The 16584-nt window shown below is 38.4% G+C and carries 18 protein-coding genes; 10 read left to right on the forward strand and 8 right to left on the reverse strand.

Annotation, left to right across the window (positions count from 1 at the left end; translation table 11 throughout):
• Window positions 1–19: 19 nt before the first annotated feature.
• Window positions 20–1276 (reverse strand): MFS transporter, encoded by a 1257-nt coding sequence (locus tag CD33_RS10040; RefSeq protein WP_036200528.1) that lies wholly within the window; start codon window positions 1274–1276, stop codon window positions 20–22.
• A 158-nt stretch (window positions 1277–1434) separates the two neighbouring features.
• Window positions 1435–2100, reverse strand: a complete 666-nt coding sequence (locus CD33_RS10045) for a nuclease-related domain-containing protein (RefSeq protein ID WP_036200529.1) — start codon at window positions 2098–2100, stop codon at window positions 1435–1437.
• A 168-nt stretch (window positions 2101–2268) separates the two neighbouring features.
• Between CD33_RS10045 and CD33_RS10050 the strand changes: the two genes are divergently transcribed.
• The 6 genes from CD33_RS10050 to CD33_RS10075 all read left to right on the forward strand — a co-directional run bounded on the left by CD33_RS10050 (window position 2269) and on the right by CD33_RS10075 (window position 7995).
• Window positions 2269–3126: an AraC family transcriptional regulator gene (locus CD33_RS10050; protein ID WP_036200530.1), complete on the forward strand. Its 858-nt coding sequence runs from the start codon at window positions 2269–2271 to the stop codon at window positions 3124–3126.
• A 372-nt stretch (window positions 3127–3498) separates the two neighbouring features.
• Window positions 3499–4446 carry a LytTR family transcriptional regulator DNA-binding domain-containing protein gene (locus CD33_RS10055; RefSeq protein WP_036200531.1) on the forward strand — a complete coding sequence of 316 codons (948 nt, stop codon included), beginning with the start codon at window positions 3499–3501 and terminating at the stop codon, window positions 4444–4446.
• 146 nt (window positions 4447–4592) lie between these two features.
• Window positions 4593–5441 (forward strand): ABC transporter ATP-binding protein, encoded by an 849-nt coding sequence (locus CD33_RS10060; RefSeq protein WP_084591314.1) that lies wholly within the window; start codon window positions 4593–4595, stop codon window positions 5439–5441.
• Entirely contained in the window at window positions 5438–6139 is a 702-nt protein-coding gene (locus CD33_RS10065; protein WP_036200532.1) for an ABC transporter permease, read from the forward strand. The genes CD33_RS10060 and CD33_RS10065 overlap by 4 nt, the downstream gene beginning before the upstream one ends.
• Window positions 6140–6415: 276 nt before the next feature.
• On the forward strand, window positions 6416–6865 hold the full coding sequence (locus CD33_RS10070; protein ID WP_036200533.1) for a hypothetical protein: 450 nt from the start codon (window positions 6416–6418) through the stop codon (window positions 6863–6865).
• 146 nt (window positions 6866–7011) lie between these two features.
• Window positions 7012–7995: a YeiH family protein gene (locus tag CD33_RS10075; RefSeq protein ID WP_036200657.1), complete on the forward strand. Its 984-nt coding sequence runs from the start codon at window positions 7012–7014 to the stop codon at window positions 7993–7995.
• A 66-nt stretch (window positions 7996–8061) separates the two neighbouring features.
• On the opposite strand, the gene CD33_RS10080 is transcribed toward CD33_RS10075, so the two are convergent.
• From CD33_RS10080 to CD33_RS10100, 6 genes are all read right to left on the reverse strand, one after another.
• A complete protein-coding gene (locus CD33_RS10080; RefSeq protein ID WP_309299199.1) occupies window positions 8062–8724 on the reverse strand; it encodes a glycine betaine ABC transporter substrate-binding protein in 663 nt (220 codons plus the stop codon).
• 35 nt (window positions 8725–8759) lie between these two features.
• Entirely contained in the window at window positions 8760–8975 is a 216-nt protein-coding gene (locus tag CD33_RS20825) for a hypothetical protein (RefSeq protein ID WP_309299200.1), read from the reverse strand.
• Between the two features lie 125 nt (window positions 8976–9100).
• Window positions 9101–10012, reverse strand: a complete 912-nt coding sequence (locus CD33_RS10085; RefSeq protein ID WP_036200534.1) for a glycine betaine ABC transporter substrate-binding protein — start codon at window positions 10010–10012, stop codon at window positions 9101–9103.
• A 19-nt stretch (window positions 10013–10031) separates the two neighbouring features.
• Window positions 10032–10877, reverse strand: coding sequence for an ABC transporter permease (locus CD33_RS10090; RefSeq protein WP_036200536.1), 846 nt, complete (start codon window positions 10875–10877; stop codon window positions 10032–10034).
• Entirely contained in the window at window positions 10870–12069 is a 1200-nt protein-coding gene (locus CD33_RS10095) for a quaternary amine ABC transporter ATP-binding protein (RefSeq protein ID WP_036200537.1), read from the reverse strand. The genes CD33_RS10090 and CD33_RS10095 overlap by 8 nt, the downstream gene beginning before the upstream one ends.
• Window positions 12070–12255: 186 nt before the next feature.
• Window positions 12256–12888, reverse strand: coding sequence for a GntR family transcriptional regulator (locus CD33_RS10100; protein ID WP_036200539.1), 633 nt, complete (start codon window positions 12886–12888; stop codon window positions 12256–12258).
• Window positions 12889–13065: 177 nt separating this feature from the next.
• Here CD33_RS10100 and CD33_RS10105 point away from each other — a divergent pair, with 177 nt between their 5' ends.
• The 4 genes from CD33_RS10105 to CD33_RS10120 all read left to right on the forward strand — a co-directional run bounded on the left by CD33_RS10105 (window position 13066) and on the right by CD33_RS10120 (window position 16419).
• Entirely contained in the window at window positions 13066–13824 is a 759-nt protein-coding gene (locus CD33_RS10105) for a MerR family transcriptional regulator (RefSeq protein WP_036200542.1), read from the forward strand.
• 142 nt (window positions 13825–13966) lie between these two features.
• Window positions 13967–14644: a hypothetical protein gene (locus CD33_RS10110; RefSeq protein ID WP_036200543.1), complete on the forward strand. Its 678-nt coding sequence runs from the start codon at window positions 13967–13969 to the stop codon at window positions 14642–14644.
• A 126-nt stretch (window positions 14645–14770) separates the two neighbouring features.
• Entirely contained in the window at window positions 14771–15853 is a 1083-nt protein-coding gene (locus CD33_RS10115; RefSeq protein ID WP_036200545.1) for a type III polyketide synthase, read from the forward strand.
• A gap of 2 nt (window positions 15854–15855) precedes the next feature.
• A complete protein-coding gene (locus CD33_RS10120; RefSeq protein WP_036200547.1) occupies window positions 15856–16419 on the forward strand; it encodes an isoprenylcysteine carboxyl methyltransferase family protein in 564 nt (187 codons plus the stop codon).
• Window positions 16420–16584 lie beyond the last annotated feature (165 nt).

The following is a 16584-nucleotide window of genomic DNA, read 5'->3' on the forward strand; positions in this document are numbered from 1 at the left end:
TATTATATGGATTGAAAAACTAAACAAATTCACGTGGATTATGTTTTTTAAGCAAGATGACAAATAGGCTTGCCAGTATACAAAACCCGCCTGCTAAAAGGAAAGCCCACATATAGGATCCAAAAACCTTGAAAACAACTCCGCCCGTATATGCAGCAACTCCTGCCCCTACCTGATGACTCGCAGTGATCCACCCATACATCATCGCACTTTTTTCCACACCAAATTTATGTCTTGTTAGTCCGATTGTTGGCGGCACCGTGGCAATCCAATCCAGTCCATAGAAGATTGAGAAAATAACTAGCCATGTATAGGACCCTTGGGCCAATGCAAAGGGTAGGAAGAGGAGTGATATCCCTCTTAATGTATAATACCAAAATAATAACCAGCGATTATCGTAACGATCTGTCAACCAACCTGATATCGTAGTGCCGATCAAGTCAAACACACCCATAAAAGACAGCATTGCAGCAGCTGTAACCAAAGGAATGCCAAAACTTATGCAATAGGAGATAAAATGGGTTCCGATTAATCCACTTGTAGATAATCCGCATATAAAGAAACTTCCTGCCAGTAGCCAAAATTCCTTTGCTTTTATTCCTTCCAGCAATGAAGAAATAGCCATTCTAAATGGGTTCCGATTGCCATATTGGTGCAATTGTTCCGTTGTGTCTTCTTCTTGGCCATATGGCTTAACACCGATATCCCCTGGCCAACTCTTCATAAATAAGCCAATGACTATGAGCATGATTGTACTTAATAAAAATATTAATGCTATTGCTGCACGCCATGAATAGTTTTCCACAAAATTCGCTAAGACAGGTAGCAATATTAGCTGTCCTGTTGCCGTTGCAGCTGTTAAGATCCCCACTGCAAGCCCTCTTCTTTTTACAAACCAGCGATTTGCAACTTGTGTGCTTAATACAGTCAGGAACAAACTTGAGCCGATTCCCAACATAACACCCCAGATCAAGATCAGCTGCCATTCGTTTTTCATTACAAAAGTAAGACTAAGACCGATTGATAAAATCGCCATTGAATTAAGCATCACTCGCTTCAATCCAAAAACGTCCACAAATGCAGCCATAAAAGGTCCTGAAAAACCGTATAAAAAAAGGCAGACTGCAAAAGCAAAGGAAATCATCGGTCTGCCAAATTCAAACTCCGTTTCGAAAGGATCTATAAATATTCCTGAAGATGAACGTATAATACCCGCTACAATAATAGCAATGAATGTGACGGCTAGTACAACCCAACTATAATGGATTTTCCTCATTTCCCCACCCTTAATTCTTTTTCTATATTGTACATTGTAGGTTCTTATATTCATAGAAAATTCGCATATTTCGGGCGATATGAGCTTTCACTTTTGCATAGGCTATTGATCCCCATCATAAAAAAAGACTATCTCCTATCAGAGATAATCTTTTCCGTTTAGTTTGAAACTGTATCTTTAAGCATGGCTTTTTCTTTTGATTGGTTTTGATTAACATAAGGTTCTAACTTAGAGTAGATATCCGAAATTTGCTCCTTTGTTAAAGCATGTTCATTTTTATCCTTCCAAAAGTTGCCCAACTCATGGGTTTTAATAACATCCACATCAGGTGAATGTACTTCGATTTTCTTAAACGAACAACTGTTGCTAAAAACAACAAGTGATTGAAACACGTCTTTTTCTACCTCTGGCATATATTTTTTCACATCTTCTATCTTTAGGCTATTTTCCATAATCGGATTTCGGAAAGTTACAAGCTGACCATTCTCCAGCGCCTTCGCCCATTGTACATCGTCTTCATTCCCATAAATCCAACCATTATGATTCATTGCATTAATAACGTAGATTCCCGATTGGTGGATAAGTAAATAGTCCACTTTGCGTCCACTTTCGGGAAGGACAATATTCAATAATAGTTTATGTTCGCCATTTACTTTATTGAACTTTTGGGATATTTTATATAAAAATCCAAGTTTTTTACTTGTCCAAATGGATGTAAAGGAGTAGCCCGTTATCTTAGAGAATTGGCTATTTTCATATATATACACATTTATTGCAAACAGTATCCCCATGAATACTATGAAGAAAAGGACAAGGATTGTCACAATTTTTCCCCCTAATTACTTATTCGTTAATTCATTCTATCAAAGTTTCCTAAGATTGAACATGGCATATAAAAGTATCCTCCGATAATTTAGAACTGTCCAAAGAGAGCAAAAGAAGACCAGATTGCAAACAATCTATTAATTATTATAACTACTGAGGTGATGAATATGAGTTGGATTGATTCCATTCAAAAGGCAATCGATTATATAGAAATCCATTTACTGGATGGCGATTTATCTGTTGAACAAATAGCCAAAGCAAGCAATTTCTCTGCTTTTCATTTCCAAAGAACATTTTCGATATTAACGGATATAACAGTTGGCGAGTATATTCGCAGGAGACGTTTAACCTTGGCAGCCCAGGAATTAGTTAATTCAAACGATAAAATTATCGATATTGCTTATAAGTATGGCTATGAAACTCCTGAATCTTTTGCCAAAGCATTCCGGAAACAACATAAGCTTTCCCCAAAGGAAGCCCGAAAGAAAATGGGTCCTCTCCAATCTTATAATCGCCTCATGATAAAAATTAAACTGGAGGGAGTAATACCGATGAATTACAGAATCGTTGAAAAAGATGCTTTTCGAATTGTTGGTATTAAGAGAACGTATAATTATAAGAACGGCGATAACATAAGAGAAATTCCGCATTTCTGGGATGATGTGCATGCCGACGGAACAAATGATCGACTAATCGAATTAAATAACGGTGAAATTGATGGAGTTCTTGGAGTATGCTGTGATGAAAAACAAAATGGTCTAATGGATTATTGGATCGCATCTGCATCTATAACCGGGGCACCCGATGGGATAGATTCCTATGAGGTACCAGCTTCAAAGTGGGTCATTTTCGAAGTCAATGGTCCGATGCCACATGCAATGCAGGATACATGGAAGAAAATTTACTCAGAGTGGTTTCCTTCGAATCCATACAAACCCGCAGGAACAGCAGAATTAGAAGTTTATACAAATGAAAATCCTTCAAACCCCAATTATTACTCCGAAATTTGGATTCCAATTCGATGATAGGCTAAAAAAAGTGCTTCGAGAGTGGAAGCGATCAGAGAGTGTAGACAAAGTCGATTTTCGACTTTGTCTACACGTTTTCTCAGGCTATTTCCTTCAGTGAAAAATTACCCAGACTTTCTTGAAAACGCTTGAAAGACAAGGCGGCCAGTCGAGTGAAGAGCCGAATAGAACAAAACGTTCATGAGGGGACGAACAAGACAACCAGCGCAGAATGAAAGCGTTCTCCAACAGTCTGAGCGCTTTTTCACTTTGCCTTATCGACTCCAATGCATGCACCTAAAGAGACAGAACTTCGTATTTTCCTGCATTTTCTATTTGTGTATAATTTGTTGTATTAGTCACGAAATAATAAACCAGAGAGGAAACATGATGAATTCAAAACTTGCAATAACAATCGACTCCTTTACCGTGGAAGGAAATATCATCTCACCAAGCATCGAAATGTATTTTGAGAAAGGCTCCATCAGCGGCATATACTCGGATGTAGCCAAATTGAATTTTTTGGCAAGCCAATTCGCTCTAAATCCCCTCATACATACAGAGCTTAGAAATAACGGAATCTATAATCGTTTAACTGTAAATGAATATATCAATTTTTTAAAAGGGCTATACAGCCCTTCAATCACAAATGGGGATTTATTAACGCTTTTAGAAATGAATGATAAGAAAAAAGCAAGACTACATAATTTATCGAATGCCGAGAAACAAAGATTGCGACTCATTCACTGTTTAATGAATGATAAACCTATGCAAGTTATCGAAGAACCCTTCCAAAACCTGGATGAACATGCCAAGACAATTGTGATCAACATTTTGGGTGCATTAAAGAAACTACAAAAAACAGTCATAATATTATCCAATAATATGGAAGATATTCTAACCGCCAGTGATTCGGTTTTTCGCCTCGACGCTTCGGGTTTACAAGTCGTGGATGTAAAAGAGGAAGAAACAGCTGCCCTGGAAAAGAACGAAATAACTCCTTTCCGTGTTGAAAAGATTCCAACAAAGCGAAATGAAAGAATAATTTTATTTAATCCTCCGGAGATTGATTATATTGAGAGTGTTGAGGGACAGGTGTCGGTTTATGTAAGTGGGGAGCCTTATCCCACTTCGCTGACTTTAAATGAGCTTGAACAAAAATTGACACCGTTTGGCTTCTTCCGATGTCACCGATCCTACATCGTAAATCTGCAAAAAGTAAGGGAAATAACGACTTGGACACGAAATAGTTACAGCTTATCTCTCCACGCCTCAAAAGCTGTAGTGCCATTATCGAAAAATAAATTAGTCGAATTGAAACGAATTATTGGGATTTGACCGATTTCCTGGGAAATTTCTTTATTTCTCTTGAGCGTCTTTTGACATCATCCATCACCAAATTGCTCCTTTCATCCGGATATTGCTGACGATTTTACTTTTTCTTTTTATGCTGAGTAAGTAAATACCTATCGGAGGGATGAGCGATGATGAATGTAATTGATGTACAACATTTACAGAAAGTCTTCCAGAAAGAGGAAGCATTGCAGGATGTTTCTTTCAGTATTAATAAAGGGGAAATATTCGGATTTTTAGGACCAAGTGGATCAGGTAAAACAACTACCATTAAAATCCTTACAGCCCAACTAACACGTTCTGGAGGCAGTGTTTTTGTATTGGGACAAGACGCCGAGGAAATGAAGAAACCAACGAATCGAGCTCGATTTGGCATATTGACAGATAACAGTGGGCTCTATTCAAGGCTATCTGTTGAAGAAAATCTTTTACTTTACAGCAAACTTTATAATCTGCCGACGAGTGCAGTAAAAGAGGCGCTGGATTTTGTAAACCTATATAATGAGCGAAAGAAAAAAGTAAGCAATTTATCGAAAGGTATGATTCAGCGCGTCACATTAGCACGTTCAATCATGCATAAACCAGAATTGTTATTTCTGGACGAGCCCACTTCTGCATTGGACCCTGTGAATACGCAACATATTTATAATGGCTTACGCAAATTGAATGCAATGGGTACAACTATTTTCTTAACGACTCATGATATGAGTGAAGCCGAAACTCTGTGTGACCGTGTTGCCTTCTTGCATAAGGGCAAAATACGCGCTATGGGAGCACCAAAGGAGTTAAAAAAACAATTCAGCGACGATACGATTACGGTGGAATTGGTAGATGGCAGTCAACATTGCATCGAAAATAGCAAGGAAGAAGCAAAAAGAATATATGACTGGATGAATCAAGGTCTACTTTCACGCATCCATACGAACGAACCTACATTGGGTGATATTTTCATGCAAATGACAGGGAGTGATTTAATATGAATTTAATACGTATACAAGCAATTTTCATGAAGGATTACAAGGAATTTTCCCGTAATTACGCTGTTTCAACTATGGTATTATTGCCACTGATTATGGCTTTTATCTACAATAAGACAGGGGTGGATAGTATGCAGGCATACTTTTTGCCAATCAACCTTGCATTTGTGGCGGTTACAAGTTTTGTACAATGCTGTCTAATTGCAGAAGAAAAAGAAAGAAATACGCTTCGCAGCCTCATGTTATCCCCTGCGTCTTTGCTTGATATTTTACTTGGAAAGAGCTTGTTGGTATTTTCAATTACTGCCCTTACGATCATGCTTTCCATTTTTCTTGTGGGCTATAACCCTGCTAATTGGTTGATCATTGCCACTGCCCTATTCCTTTCAGCGGTATTTTATATCGGGCTGGGCACTTTATGTGCACTCTTTACAAAAACAATTTTGGAAGCATCTGTCGCCATCTTACCAATCATGCTCATTTTCTCATTTGGTCCATTTGCTCTTCAACTTTCTGGAACCTACCCGATCTTGCAAATTGCCGAATGGTTGCCTAGTGCACAAATAATAATATTGGCAGTGTCGATTGAGCATGTTTTTACAGCAACCGAAATTTTAGCGCCAATCATTCTAATATTGGTTTGGTCCATCATCATTTGGTTTTTTACAATCATACTTTATAAAAAGAGAATGGTTGATTGAATATGAAAGTGGGAGAAGTTCAATTTTTGGCTTCTCCTTTCGTTTTCACAAGATTTTAATTAATTTTTATAATCGAGGAATCAAATTAAACAAGATCTAACATACTTAAGAAATATCAATCATGACAAAACAATTACTATATGATTGGTTGGTGCCTTCAAGCAATTTTATTAGACTCAATTGTTAAAATTTTATCCTTTCTAGTGTAAAAAATAAACTTTTGCAAATAATAACGGTAATGTCTTAACATACCTAATAAAGACGGAGGTTTTTACTGTGGACATTATGGAAGACAATGCAATCCCCGCATTTCTCGAATCGAATCAATTGATAGTTGAGCTTGAAAGCGTTGATGTTTATAACAATATCATCTTCCCGGTTCAAGCGAAGGAATACGAAATCAATCCACAAGTAGAGGTACCGTACGATTTAGAGAAGGAAGTAAACGACCAAAAAAGTGTGGACGAAGGGCATTCCCCCTGGAGACTAGATCCACTTATCTCGACACAAGTATTTGTGAGTTTACAACTCTCACCTAAAGGTATTGAAGGGGAATATCCAATTGAAGAAGGAAGCATCAAGCTCTTGCACAGTACAAAGGATACGGCTGTCGCAGAAGTATATGATAAAGATTCTTCTATCAGGATCGTTTACTTAAAAAGACTTGTGAAGCAGGATCCTTCGGGCATTTGGACGGTAATCGGATACGATACAGTTAATAAATAATATTAGGTGATGAATTCCATCCTAATTCATCACCTAACTTTTATGTATACGTTTTTTATTTATGTTTGAAAAATGGTTTTATATAGAACACATTTATAATCTTATATATTGTCTTGGTAGTTGAAAGTGAGGCGCTTTTCTTGACTATGTACAGAACAGTTGAATTTTATCAAGGAATTTTATTAATGTTTTTTATTACTGTATGTGCCTACAGCTTAAGTCTGCTGCCGATCCTGTCCTTAATAGGCCCTTTGGCGATAGCTATTTTAATTGCTGTTGCTTACCGGAATGTTTTTCAATATCCCGAAGACATTCGGAGTGGCATCATCTTCTCTTCCAAAGTTATTTTGCGTATTGCCATCATCCTTTACGGAATTCATTTAAACATCAAAATCATTGTCGATGAGGGTTTTCCCCTTCTGTTTCGTGCATCGGTAGTTCTCATGTTCACACTACTTATGACATTCATGATCGGTCGAATGTTGGGCATCGACTATAAACTTCTGCTTTTGCTCGCTTCGGGTACGGGTATCTGCGGTGCTGCAGCAATTGGAGCCGTCTCCTCGATCCTTGATTCGGACGAAGAAGATACAGCTTTGGCAATTGGAATGATAGCATGTTTAGGAACAGTATTTGCATTGGCGGCCCCCCTTATCGCGTCTGTAAGCGGTATGAATCCGGATACATATGGTCAATGGGTAGGTTTTAGTCTTCACGAAATCGCTCAAACGCTTCTTGCCGGTTCTTCCTTCGGCAACGAGTCTCTAACCCCCGCACTACTTAGTAAACTAAGCCGCGTACTATTGCTTTTTCCTGTAACTATTTTGATTGTCATGATTCTTTCATTTAAAAACAAAGGATCAAAGAAAAAAGCTTCCTTCCCATACTTCATATTAGGCTTTGTCGTTCTCTCCATCATCGGGACAATTTTAAGGGAAAATGGATGGATGTCACTGTCATTTCAAAGCACCGTCGCTTCCATCGCTTCTTTCTTACTAACGGTTGCAATGGCGGCGGTCGGCATGTCTGTGGACTTGAAAAAATTCACTAAACAAACTTTAAAACCCATTTTCACTCTTCTATTGACTTCTGTAGCTCTAAGTTTATTTGTATGGTTTGTGGTTATTTGAATTCCAGCCAAAAAAAGGGGACTTCCACGAAGGGAAGCCTCCTTTATGAGCCAGGCTGCAGATAGTTTACTCTTTAGGTTCTAAATCTTCAATCGAATCGATATCCATATATACCGGAACGACAAATCCATTTTGTGTTCCTGTTAGATTTTCACCTAAATCAACGATGTCTTTTGCATGCTTTTCAAAAAATGCATTATGTGTTGTAGGCAACCATGGAGCTACCGTTGCATCTCCTTCGCCACTTGCAATCGCTTCGAACATAATGGCTGGATCGACGGGCGTTACAGTTACTTTAAATCCTTGCTTTTCCAATACCACCTTCATAACATTGCTGGAAGCTCGTTCAGTATCCCATGGAGTTGAAATCAATTCGATTTGTTCCCCGTCCACTTTCTCTACACCGTCAACCCATTCTGCGACTTTCTCCGGGTTGTCCTCCACCCATTTCAGTGCGGCTTCTTCAAATGAAACCTCTTGCGCATCATACATTACAGCTTCCATGTCTTCCGGTTCCCAGTGGAAGCGGTCTAGTATTTTAAATGCATTAGGCATGTCCTCTTCCAAGCCTTTCCTTGCTAGAGTATTAATGTTTTCACTCCCACCTAATGTGCCTTTGGGATCTTCTAGAATTTTCAAATCGTACGCAGAAAACATCCAGTGTGGTGTCCAACCCGTGATGATGATCGGCTCTTCGTTTTTAATTGCTGCATCCAGCACACCTAACATGCCTGCTGTTGAACTTTCTAGAAGTTCCCAACCTTTCAGATTTTCATATCCTCTAGCGTATTTTGCGATAGACCCGTTAATCCTGCACCAGGTTCTATACCAGTTATTGTGTAATCTACTTGTTCACCTAAACTGGCAGTCTCTCCTGTTTTGTTCCCCTTATCCTGATTGTCTTCCTCATCACCACAGCCCGTTAATACTAATGATAAGGACAAGCCTATAGTAATCCCCATTTGTTTTAGTTTTAACATTAGTTCAGCCCCTTTTAAATTTAGGGGCTATCTTTTAATAAGATAACCCCCATTTGTTAATCGCAGTATGAACCTATGCCTATCTTCAATTATTCTCGAAAAAATAAGCTAAGGATTCGAGGGGTTTATTCTACCCCTTCCGTCCATTCGGCCACTTTGTCCGCATTATCATTAATCCATTTAGCAGCTGCTTCTTCTGGTTTCGTACCATTCGTAATATCAAGCATCACTGCTTCAATATCTTCTGTTGTCCAGTTGAATGCATCCAACACTTTGTACGCTTCAGGCATGTCTTCTTCCAAGCCAAGGCGTGCAAATGTATTGATTGTCTCTTCCCCACCAAATACACCTTGAGGATCCTCCAAGTATTTCAAATCATAGGAAGAGAATTTCCAGTGTGGAGACCAGCCTGTCACAATGATTTCTTCTTCATTTTCAATAGCTTGGCCCAATGCAACTGTCATTGCACCAGAAGATGAGGGTAGTAATTGCCAACCACTGATGTTGCCGTAATCTTCCAACACTTTTTCGGTTGAAGCCATAACACCAGCTCCTGGCTCAATCCCAGTTATAGTCATGTCCGCTTCTTTTGATAAATCTTCGATTGAATTGACATCCATGTAAGAAGGAACGACTAACCCGATTTTTGCACCCGTTAAGTTTTCACCTAACTCTGCTAAACTATCTTTGTACTCCGCATATTGGGAAGCATGGGTATTTGGCAACCACCCCGCAACCATTGCATCCGCCTGACCAGTTGATACGGCTTCCCACATGATAGCGTTATCCAATGGCGTTAAAGTTACATCGTAACCTAAGTCTTCTAACACTTTTCCTACAACATGGGTAGAAGCAACTTCAGTATCCCATTCAACATAGGCTAAGTTGATCTCTTTGGATTCATCGGTTGTTGCTGTTTCGTTCGAATCACCTGTTGTTTTTGTTGACTTTTCCTCTTCATCCGAACCGCTGCACGCAGCAAGGATCGCGCCCATCCCTAGGGCTAGACCCATCATTTTTATTTTTTTGAAATTCATGAAATCTCCCTCTCTGAAACTATTTTTTATTAAAACTTTGCGTTAAACGGTCAACAATAATCGCGAATATTACTAGACTAAGTCCCGCTACAAAACCATTACCTACTTGGGCGCGTTGTAGGGCGGATAACACTTCGCGGCCCAAGCCGGGAGCTCCAATCATCGAGGCAATAACAACCATCGATAGTGATAGCAATACGGTTTGGTTGATGCCAGCCATCATCGTCGATTTTGCTAATGGCAATTCCACTTTAATCAGTTTTTGCCATCCTGTACTGCCGTATGAATCTGCCGCTTCTACTAATTCCCTTGGCACCTGTCGGATACCTAGGTTTGTAAAGCGCACTGTCGGCGGCAATGCGAAAATGACAGATGCAAATACACCCGGTACCACACCGATTCCAAAGAAGGCGACAGCCGGTATTAAATATACAAATCCTGGCATTGTTTGCATAAAGTCCAGTATTGGTTTAATAATGTTTTCGGCAACGATACTTTTCGACATCAAAATACCTAGTGGAATACCTATTATAATCGCAATAATACTTGAGAAAATTACAAGGGTTACTGTATTCATCAACTCTTCCCATAAACCTTGGTTATATATGAATAACAGGCCGACTATGGCAAATATAGCTAAACCAAATTTTCTTTTCGTAGCAATAAATGCAATAAGAGCGATAACCAAAATAAAAATAACCGGTGGAATTGAGATAAGCATATCCGTGATAAAGTTCATGGCATTTTTGCCGCCATTTTGGATAAAGCTGAACAATGCTGATAAATTACTTGTTAACCAATCCATTATCGTTTCCATAGTTTCCGCTACCGGAACTGTGGGAATAGAATCTAATATTTTATTCATTTGAGGTCACCTCCTCAGTATCCGAGGCAAGAGATTGGATGACTACGCCTTTAATCAATACACCCACTAATTTATTCTCTTTTACAACCGCTAAAGGGATGGAGGATTCGGAAATTATCCCCAATACATCTTGGATAAGCATATCCGGTGTCACAGATTCCATATCTGTTTTTAATATACTGTCCACATTTTTTTCACCGCGTTTTGCAGCTTCCAATGCATCATCGGCAGTGATATAACCTTTAAACTCTCTATTTTTGTCAATTGCCAGCAATACACTGACCTCTTCTTCACGCATACGTTTCAACGCTACTTTTGGTCCATCGATTTCAACATTCACGGAGATTGGTCGTATCATGGCGTTTTCTACTGTTAATACTTTCGAACGGTCTACATCCTCAAGGAATGTTCTAACATAGTCGTTTGCCGGGTTTGTTAGAATCTCCTCCCCTGTACCGATTTGAATGATTTTCCCATCCTTCATCAACGCGATCCGATCGCCGATACGTAATGCTTCATTTAAATCATGCGTAATGAATATGATGGTCTTTCTTACTTTTTGTTGCAAATCTAATAATTCATCCTGCATATCTTTTCGAATTAATGGGTCAAGGGCTGAGAAGGCTTCATCCATCAATAAAATGTCCGGGTCATTTGCTAACGCACGCGCCAATCCGACACGTTGCTGCATTCCCCCTGATAATTGACTCGGGAGTTGATCTTTGTAGGGTAATAATCCTGCGTTATCTAAAGCAGCTTCCGCTTTTTTTGTTCTTTCTTCTTTAGGGATACCGCGTACTTCTAAGCCGTATTCGGTATTAGCAAGGACTGTTCGTTGTGGAAATAAACCGAAGTTTTGAAACACCATGCTCATTTTTTCACGACGTATCGCTCTGAGCTGTTGTTTATTCATTTTGGAGATGTTTTCGCCATCTATGTATATACTTCCGCTTGTAGGTTCAATGAGATGATTTAGTAGGCGTACCAATGTGGATTTGCCGCTACCTGAAAGCCCCATAATAACAAAGATTTCGCCCTCATTGACAGAAAAGCTAGCATCATAAACCCCGATTGTAGCACCTGTCTGTTTGAGGATCTCTGTTTTATTTTTTTTCTGTTCGACAAGCTTAAGCGCACTATTGATATGCTTGCCAAATATCTTTGTAACATTTTCAACTTTAATTTTCGTCATACAGTTCCCCTTTCCTTTTATTCTCAAAACTGGTTTTTTATAGTTTACAACTAAGCAACAACTTCATGTTAACAAAAGGTTGTTACTTGTGTCAACTTTACATTCTATGAAACTATCGAAATAGATAGTCATTTATGACCATAAAAAAAGGCTGTAGACACCGGTTTATCGGTATCTACGCCTTCATCATTTTGGATATAAAAATTTTTGAACCCGATCTATACATTCATCATTTCCAATAAAATAAATCATATCTCCTTGTTCAAAGGTAGCATATGGACCCGGGGAAATAATTAGTTCGTCTCCTCGCCGGATTCCTACAATGGTTGCCATAGTATTTTGCCAAAAGTTAATGGTTCCAATTGATTGGGAAAGATAAGGTGTGTCTTCATTAAGCTCAACTTGGAATGGTACAAAAGGATTGACCGATTTAAATCTTTCCGTTCGACTAACCAGCCGTTCCGTTGTTTCTTGCAATACTTCCAGCTCATTCTTTTGCCTTTTAATACTTTCCAGCATCTCCAGTTGTACTTGATAAACGGATTGGACCTCCAGAAATTGATGGACAAATTGTGCTGCTTTTTCATAGGATTTAATCATGACTCCGCTACCCTTTGTCGCTTCCACGATTTCAAGATCCTGCAGTACAGCGATGGCTCTTCTTGCAGTTTCTGAAGATACACCATATTGACTTGCCAAAGAGGATCGTGCATAAATTTTTTCACCAACCAAGTATTTCTTTTCAACTATTCTAGATGCTATATCAGCCGCGATTTTTTGGTACTTTGGCTGTTTTACTTGAACTTTCTTATTTTCCATCATTGATACTACCTTTCAAACGACAAAATAGTTTTAAAAACGTATCTCTTTCTTCATCAAGATTATATTAAACCATGCACTAACATCACGCTATTATTATTTTCTATAAATGCCTATTATGCTGTTGACATTCACGTTACGTCAACCTTTATGATGAAATCATCAGGAGGTATTGCGATGGAGTACACGATTAGCAAGTTAGCGAAATTAGCGGGGGTGAGCAGCCGAACACTGCGTTATTATGATGAAATCGATTTATTGAAGCCCTCCAGAATCAATAGTTCCGGTTACCGTATTTATGGTCAAAAGGAAGTCGATCGATTACAGCAAATTCTGTTTTTTCGGGAACTGGAGTTGGAACTGGAAACAATTATACAAATTATGAATGACCCCAATTTCGACCAATTGAATGCACTCATGCAACACTACAACCAACTGGTTCTAAAAAGGGCCCGTCTCGATACATTAATCGGGACAATTGATAAAACAATCGCTCACCAGAAAGGGGAAATCATGATGAGTAATAATGAAAAATTTGAAGCATTTAAGGGAAGTTTGATCACTGAAAATGAACAAAAATACGGTGAAGAAATCCGGGGAAAATACAGCGACAAGACGGTTGACGAATCCAATGCCAAACTTCGGGGCATGTCAAAAGAAGACTATGAGGCAATGGAAAAATTGGGTTGCGAGATATTGGAGCTGCTCCCAAAAGCCTTTGAAACCGGTAATCCGAGTTCAGAAATAGCCCAGCAACTTGCTGCAAAACATAAAGAGTGGTTAACTTACTCATGGCCATCCTACACGAAAGAAGCCCATAAAGGGCTAGCTGAAATGTACGTTGCCGATGAACGATTCAAAGCCTACTACGATAAAGCAATTGCAGGCGGAACTGAATTTTTAAGAGATGCGATTTTAATTTATGTAAATGAATAATGGCTATGTCGAGGTAAGAATTTGCTTACCTCTTTTTTATTTCTTCTATTTTCCCATGCAAGATTGGAGAATATATTGCTCATACTAAATGCAACCAAATTCCGAAGACACTTAACGCCTCATAAAGGAGCAACTTCACATTATGCAAAAACATGAAAAAAAGCTAAAGAAAGTTCAATATGATTATGAAAACCGGCAATACATAATTATAAACAAATGCCCTCATTGCAATCTTGAAATACATCCTACTACTGAAAATACGTATTCATTTGAAAACAATAGCATTAAATTAAGTGTCATTTCTTTAACTTGCCCTTCATGTAAAAACGACTATTTTATTTTGAACGATGACCGTATCGAGGCTGCTGCTAATGAAAAATACCTGTTTTCAGTTCCAAAATATAGCTTTAATGAAAGCACCTTAATTAAAAATACATCAAATAAATTTCAAAACTTGTACAATCAATCAACGAACTGTGAACTATTAGGGTACTATGATATCGCCTTTTTCGGGTATATAAAGTCATTGGAAATTCTGTTAAAAGATATCGCCATATTAGAACATCGGGATTCGGAAGATATTATACTATTTTGTAACGTCATTGCCTGTTTGGAGCAATTTCATTCCACAAACATTCACCTTTTCTCTAAAAAGTTACTCGAGGTATTAAAAAATGACTATTTGCATTATCAAAAAACATCTGACTTCTTTAATTACTCTGTCCTTGTAAAGGACTGCATCGACTATTTCCTATTATATTTAGAATTACTTTTAAAAACTTTATCACTCAATGAAAATCGGAAAGCTTCCGAACAATAAGCAACAGGAGTTTGTTGATTTACATCCAAACTCCTTTTTTTATTCTCTTCTCCATTAGAAACTACTTCCATTTATGCATACTTCATACTCACAAGGGGAAACTAAATCAAAAAGGGGATTTTTAATATGCCAAAAATTTCATCGATAAGTACATACAATCCACCGTATAAGTTGGAACAAAAGAATATTGAACAACTTACAAAAGAGCTATTCACCGATAATATCCCTCAGCTCGAGCGTTTACTAAGAGTATTTGAAAACGGCGAGATTAAACAGCGGCATTTTTGCGTTCCTTTGGAATGGCATAAAAGTGAACATAGCTTTGAAGAACGCAACAACTTGTATATCGACTTGGCTGTTGATTATGGTGCAACTGCCATTAAGTCTTGCCTTTCCAATCCAATATTTTTGGACGAACCTCTCTCGCCAAAAGAAATTGATATGATTATTTTTGTATCCAGTACAGGGATTTCTACTCCAAGTATTGACGCACGAATTATGAACAAAATTGAATTTTCGGATCGGATGAAGCGTATACCTTTATGGGGACTAGGATGTGCAGGTGGTGCCGCCGGTATAAGTAGAGCCTTTGATTATTGTTTGGCTCATCCGGATGCAAAGGTTCTCGTAGTTTGTGTGGAACTTTGCAGCTTGACATTCCAACCCAATGATTTTTCAAAAAGTAATTTAGTAGGCGCTTCCCTCTTTGCTGACGGAGTTTCCTGTCTTTTAATATGTGGCGATGACGTTCCAACCAAAAGTAGAATGCCTATGCCTTATATAGTGAACACGGCATCAAAATGGATGCCGGATTCCGAAGATGTTATGGGGTGGGATTTGAAAAATGATGGCCTTCACGTGATCTTCTCCAGGGATATCCCTACAGTCATCAGCAAATGGTTAGGACCATTTATAGATGCCTTTTTGGAGGAACAAAATCTATCAAAGGAACAAATCAATCATTTAGTGGCCCACCCTGGGGGAAAGAAAGTTTTAGCTGCCTATGAGGAAACTTTAAACATGACCGAACAGCATACTGCTATTTCAAGGGAAGTGCTTCGATATAACGGGAATATGTCATCTCCAACCGTCCATTACGTATTGGAACAATTTATGTTAAAAGAAGCGAAATCCGATACTTATGGATTGTTGCTTGCACTCGGTCCCGGGTTTAGCGGAGAGGCATTATTACTTCAATGGAGGGATTAACAATGTTCTTTATCTTGTTTGTTTCAATCGTAATTTTACAACGTTTGATAGAAGTGATTATTGCAAAGAGAAATGAAAAAAGAATGTTGGCTGCCGGAGCTTATGAAGCAGGCGCTTCACATTACCCTTATATGATTGCACTTCATATCGGTTTTTTTGTTAGCCTAATTACAGAAGTCCTTCTGCTTAGACAGTCGATTTCACCATGGTTTGAATGGCTCTTTATTTTATTCATCTTAGTACAGGTATTGAGAGTGTGGTGTTTGGCATCCCTAGGTCCTTTTTGGAATACAAAAATCATCATTTTACCTGGTGCCAATGTGGTTAAAAAAGGGCCCTATCATTTATTCAGACATCCTAATTATCTAGTTGTTTGCATTGAGATACTGCTGCTTCCGCTTATGTTTCAGGCTTATTTCACGGCCATATGTTTTACGATATTAAACTTTGCAATGTTGGCCATTCGAATTCCGACTGAAGAAAAAGCACTTATGGAAGCAACAAACTATAGTAAAGAATTTAAAAAGAAAGAAAACAATGTAGTTCCAAACGACCAACAGCAATAAAATTTACACGCCCGTTAATGACAAATGCCAGAAAAAACCAACTCATAAATAAATATTAGAAACTCTATGAATTAAGTCGTATAATCAACTTATAATGCGCGCAAATAAATTTGATCCAGTTGCCCGTATGATGTTTCTTGGGTTATTAATGCTTCGCATCTGTTA

This window comes from Ureibacillus sinduriensis BLB-1 = JCM 15800 (genome assembly GCF_000772955.1).
Taxonomy (GTDB): Bacteria; Bacillota; Bacilli; order Bacillales_A; family Planococcaceae; genus Ureibacillus; species Ureibacillus sinduriensis.

Coding starts and splice junctions, on each gene's coding strand:
- CD33_RS10110 (WP_036200543.1), top strand. CDS start 13,967: ATGCAAAAACATGAAAAAAAGCTAAAGAAAGTTCAATATGATTATGAA.
- CD33_RS10105 (WP_036200542.1), top strand. CDS start 13,066: ATGGAGTACACGATTAGCAAGTTAGCGAAATTAGCGGGGGTGAGCAGC.
- CD33_RS10115 (WP_036200545.1), top strand. CDS start 14,771: ATGCCAAAAATTTCATCGATAAGTACATACAATCCACCGTATAAGTTG.
- CD33_RS10060 (WP_084591314.1), top strand. CDS start 4,593: ATGATGAATGTAATTGATGTACAACATTTACAGAAAGTCTTCCAGAAA.
- CD33_RS10095 (WP_036200537.1), bottom strand. CDS start 12,069: ATGACGAAAATTAAAGTTGAAAATGTTACAAAGATATTTGGCAAGCAT.
- CD33_RS10100 (WP_036200539.1), bottom strand. CDS start 12,888: ATGGAAAATAAGAAAGTTCAAGTAAAACAGCCAAAGTACCAAAAAATC.
- CD33_RS10120 (WP_036200547.1), top strand. CDS start 15,856: ATGTTCTTTATCTTGTTTGTTTCAATCGTAATTTTACAACGTTTGATA.
- CD33_RS20825 (WP_309299200.1), bottom strand. CDS start 8,975: ATGTTAAAACTAAAACAAATGGGGATTACTATAGGCTTGTCCTTATCA.
- CD33_RS10080 (WP_309299199.1), bottom strand. CDS start 8,724: ATGTTAGGTGTGCTGGATGCAGCAATTAAAAACGAAGAGCCGATCATC.
- CD33_RS10055 (WP_036200531.1), top strand. CDS start 3,499: ATGAATTCAAAACTTGCAATAACAATCGACTCCTTTACCGTGGAAGGA.
- CD33_RS10065 (WP_036200532.1), top strand. CDS start 5,438: ATGAATTTAATACGTATACAAGCAATTTTCATGAAGGATTACAAGGAA.
- CD33_RS10040 (WP_036200528.1), bottom strand. CDS start 1,276: ATGAGGAAAATCCATTATAGTTGGGTTGTACTAGCCGTCACATTCATT.
- CD33_RS10090 (WP_036200536.1), bottom strand. CDS start 10,877: ATGAATAAAATATTAGATTCTATTCCCACAGTTCCGGTAGCGGAAACT.
- CD33_RS10050 (WP_036200530.1), top strand. CDS start 2,269: ATGAGTTGGATTGATTCCATTCAAAAGGCAATCGATTATATAGAAATC.
- CD33_RS10085 (WP_036200534.1), bottom strand. CDS start 10,012: ATGAATTTCAAAAAAATAAAAATGATGGGTCTAGCCCTAGGGATGGGC.
- CD33_RS10075 (WP_036200657.1), top strand. CDS start 7,012: ATGTACAGAACAGTTGAATTTTATCAAGGAATTTTATTAATGTTTTTT.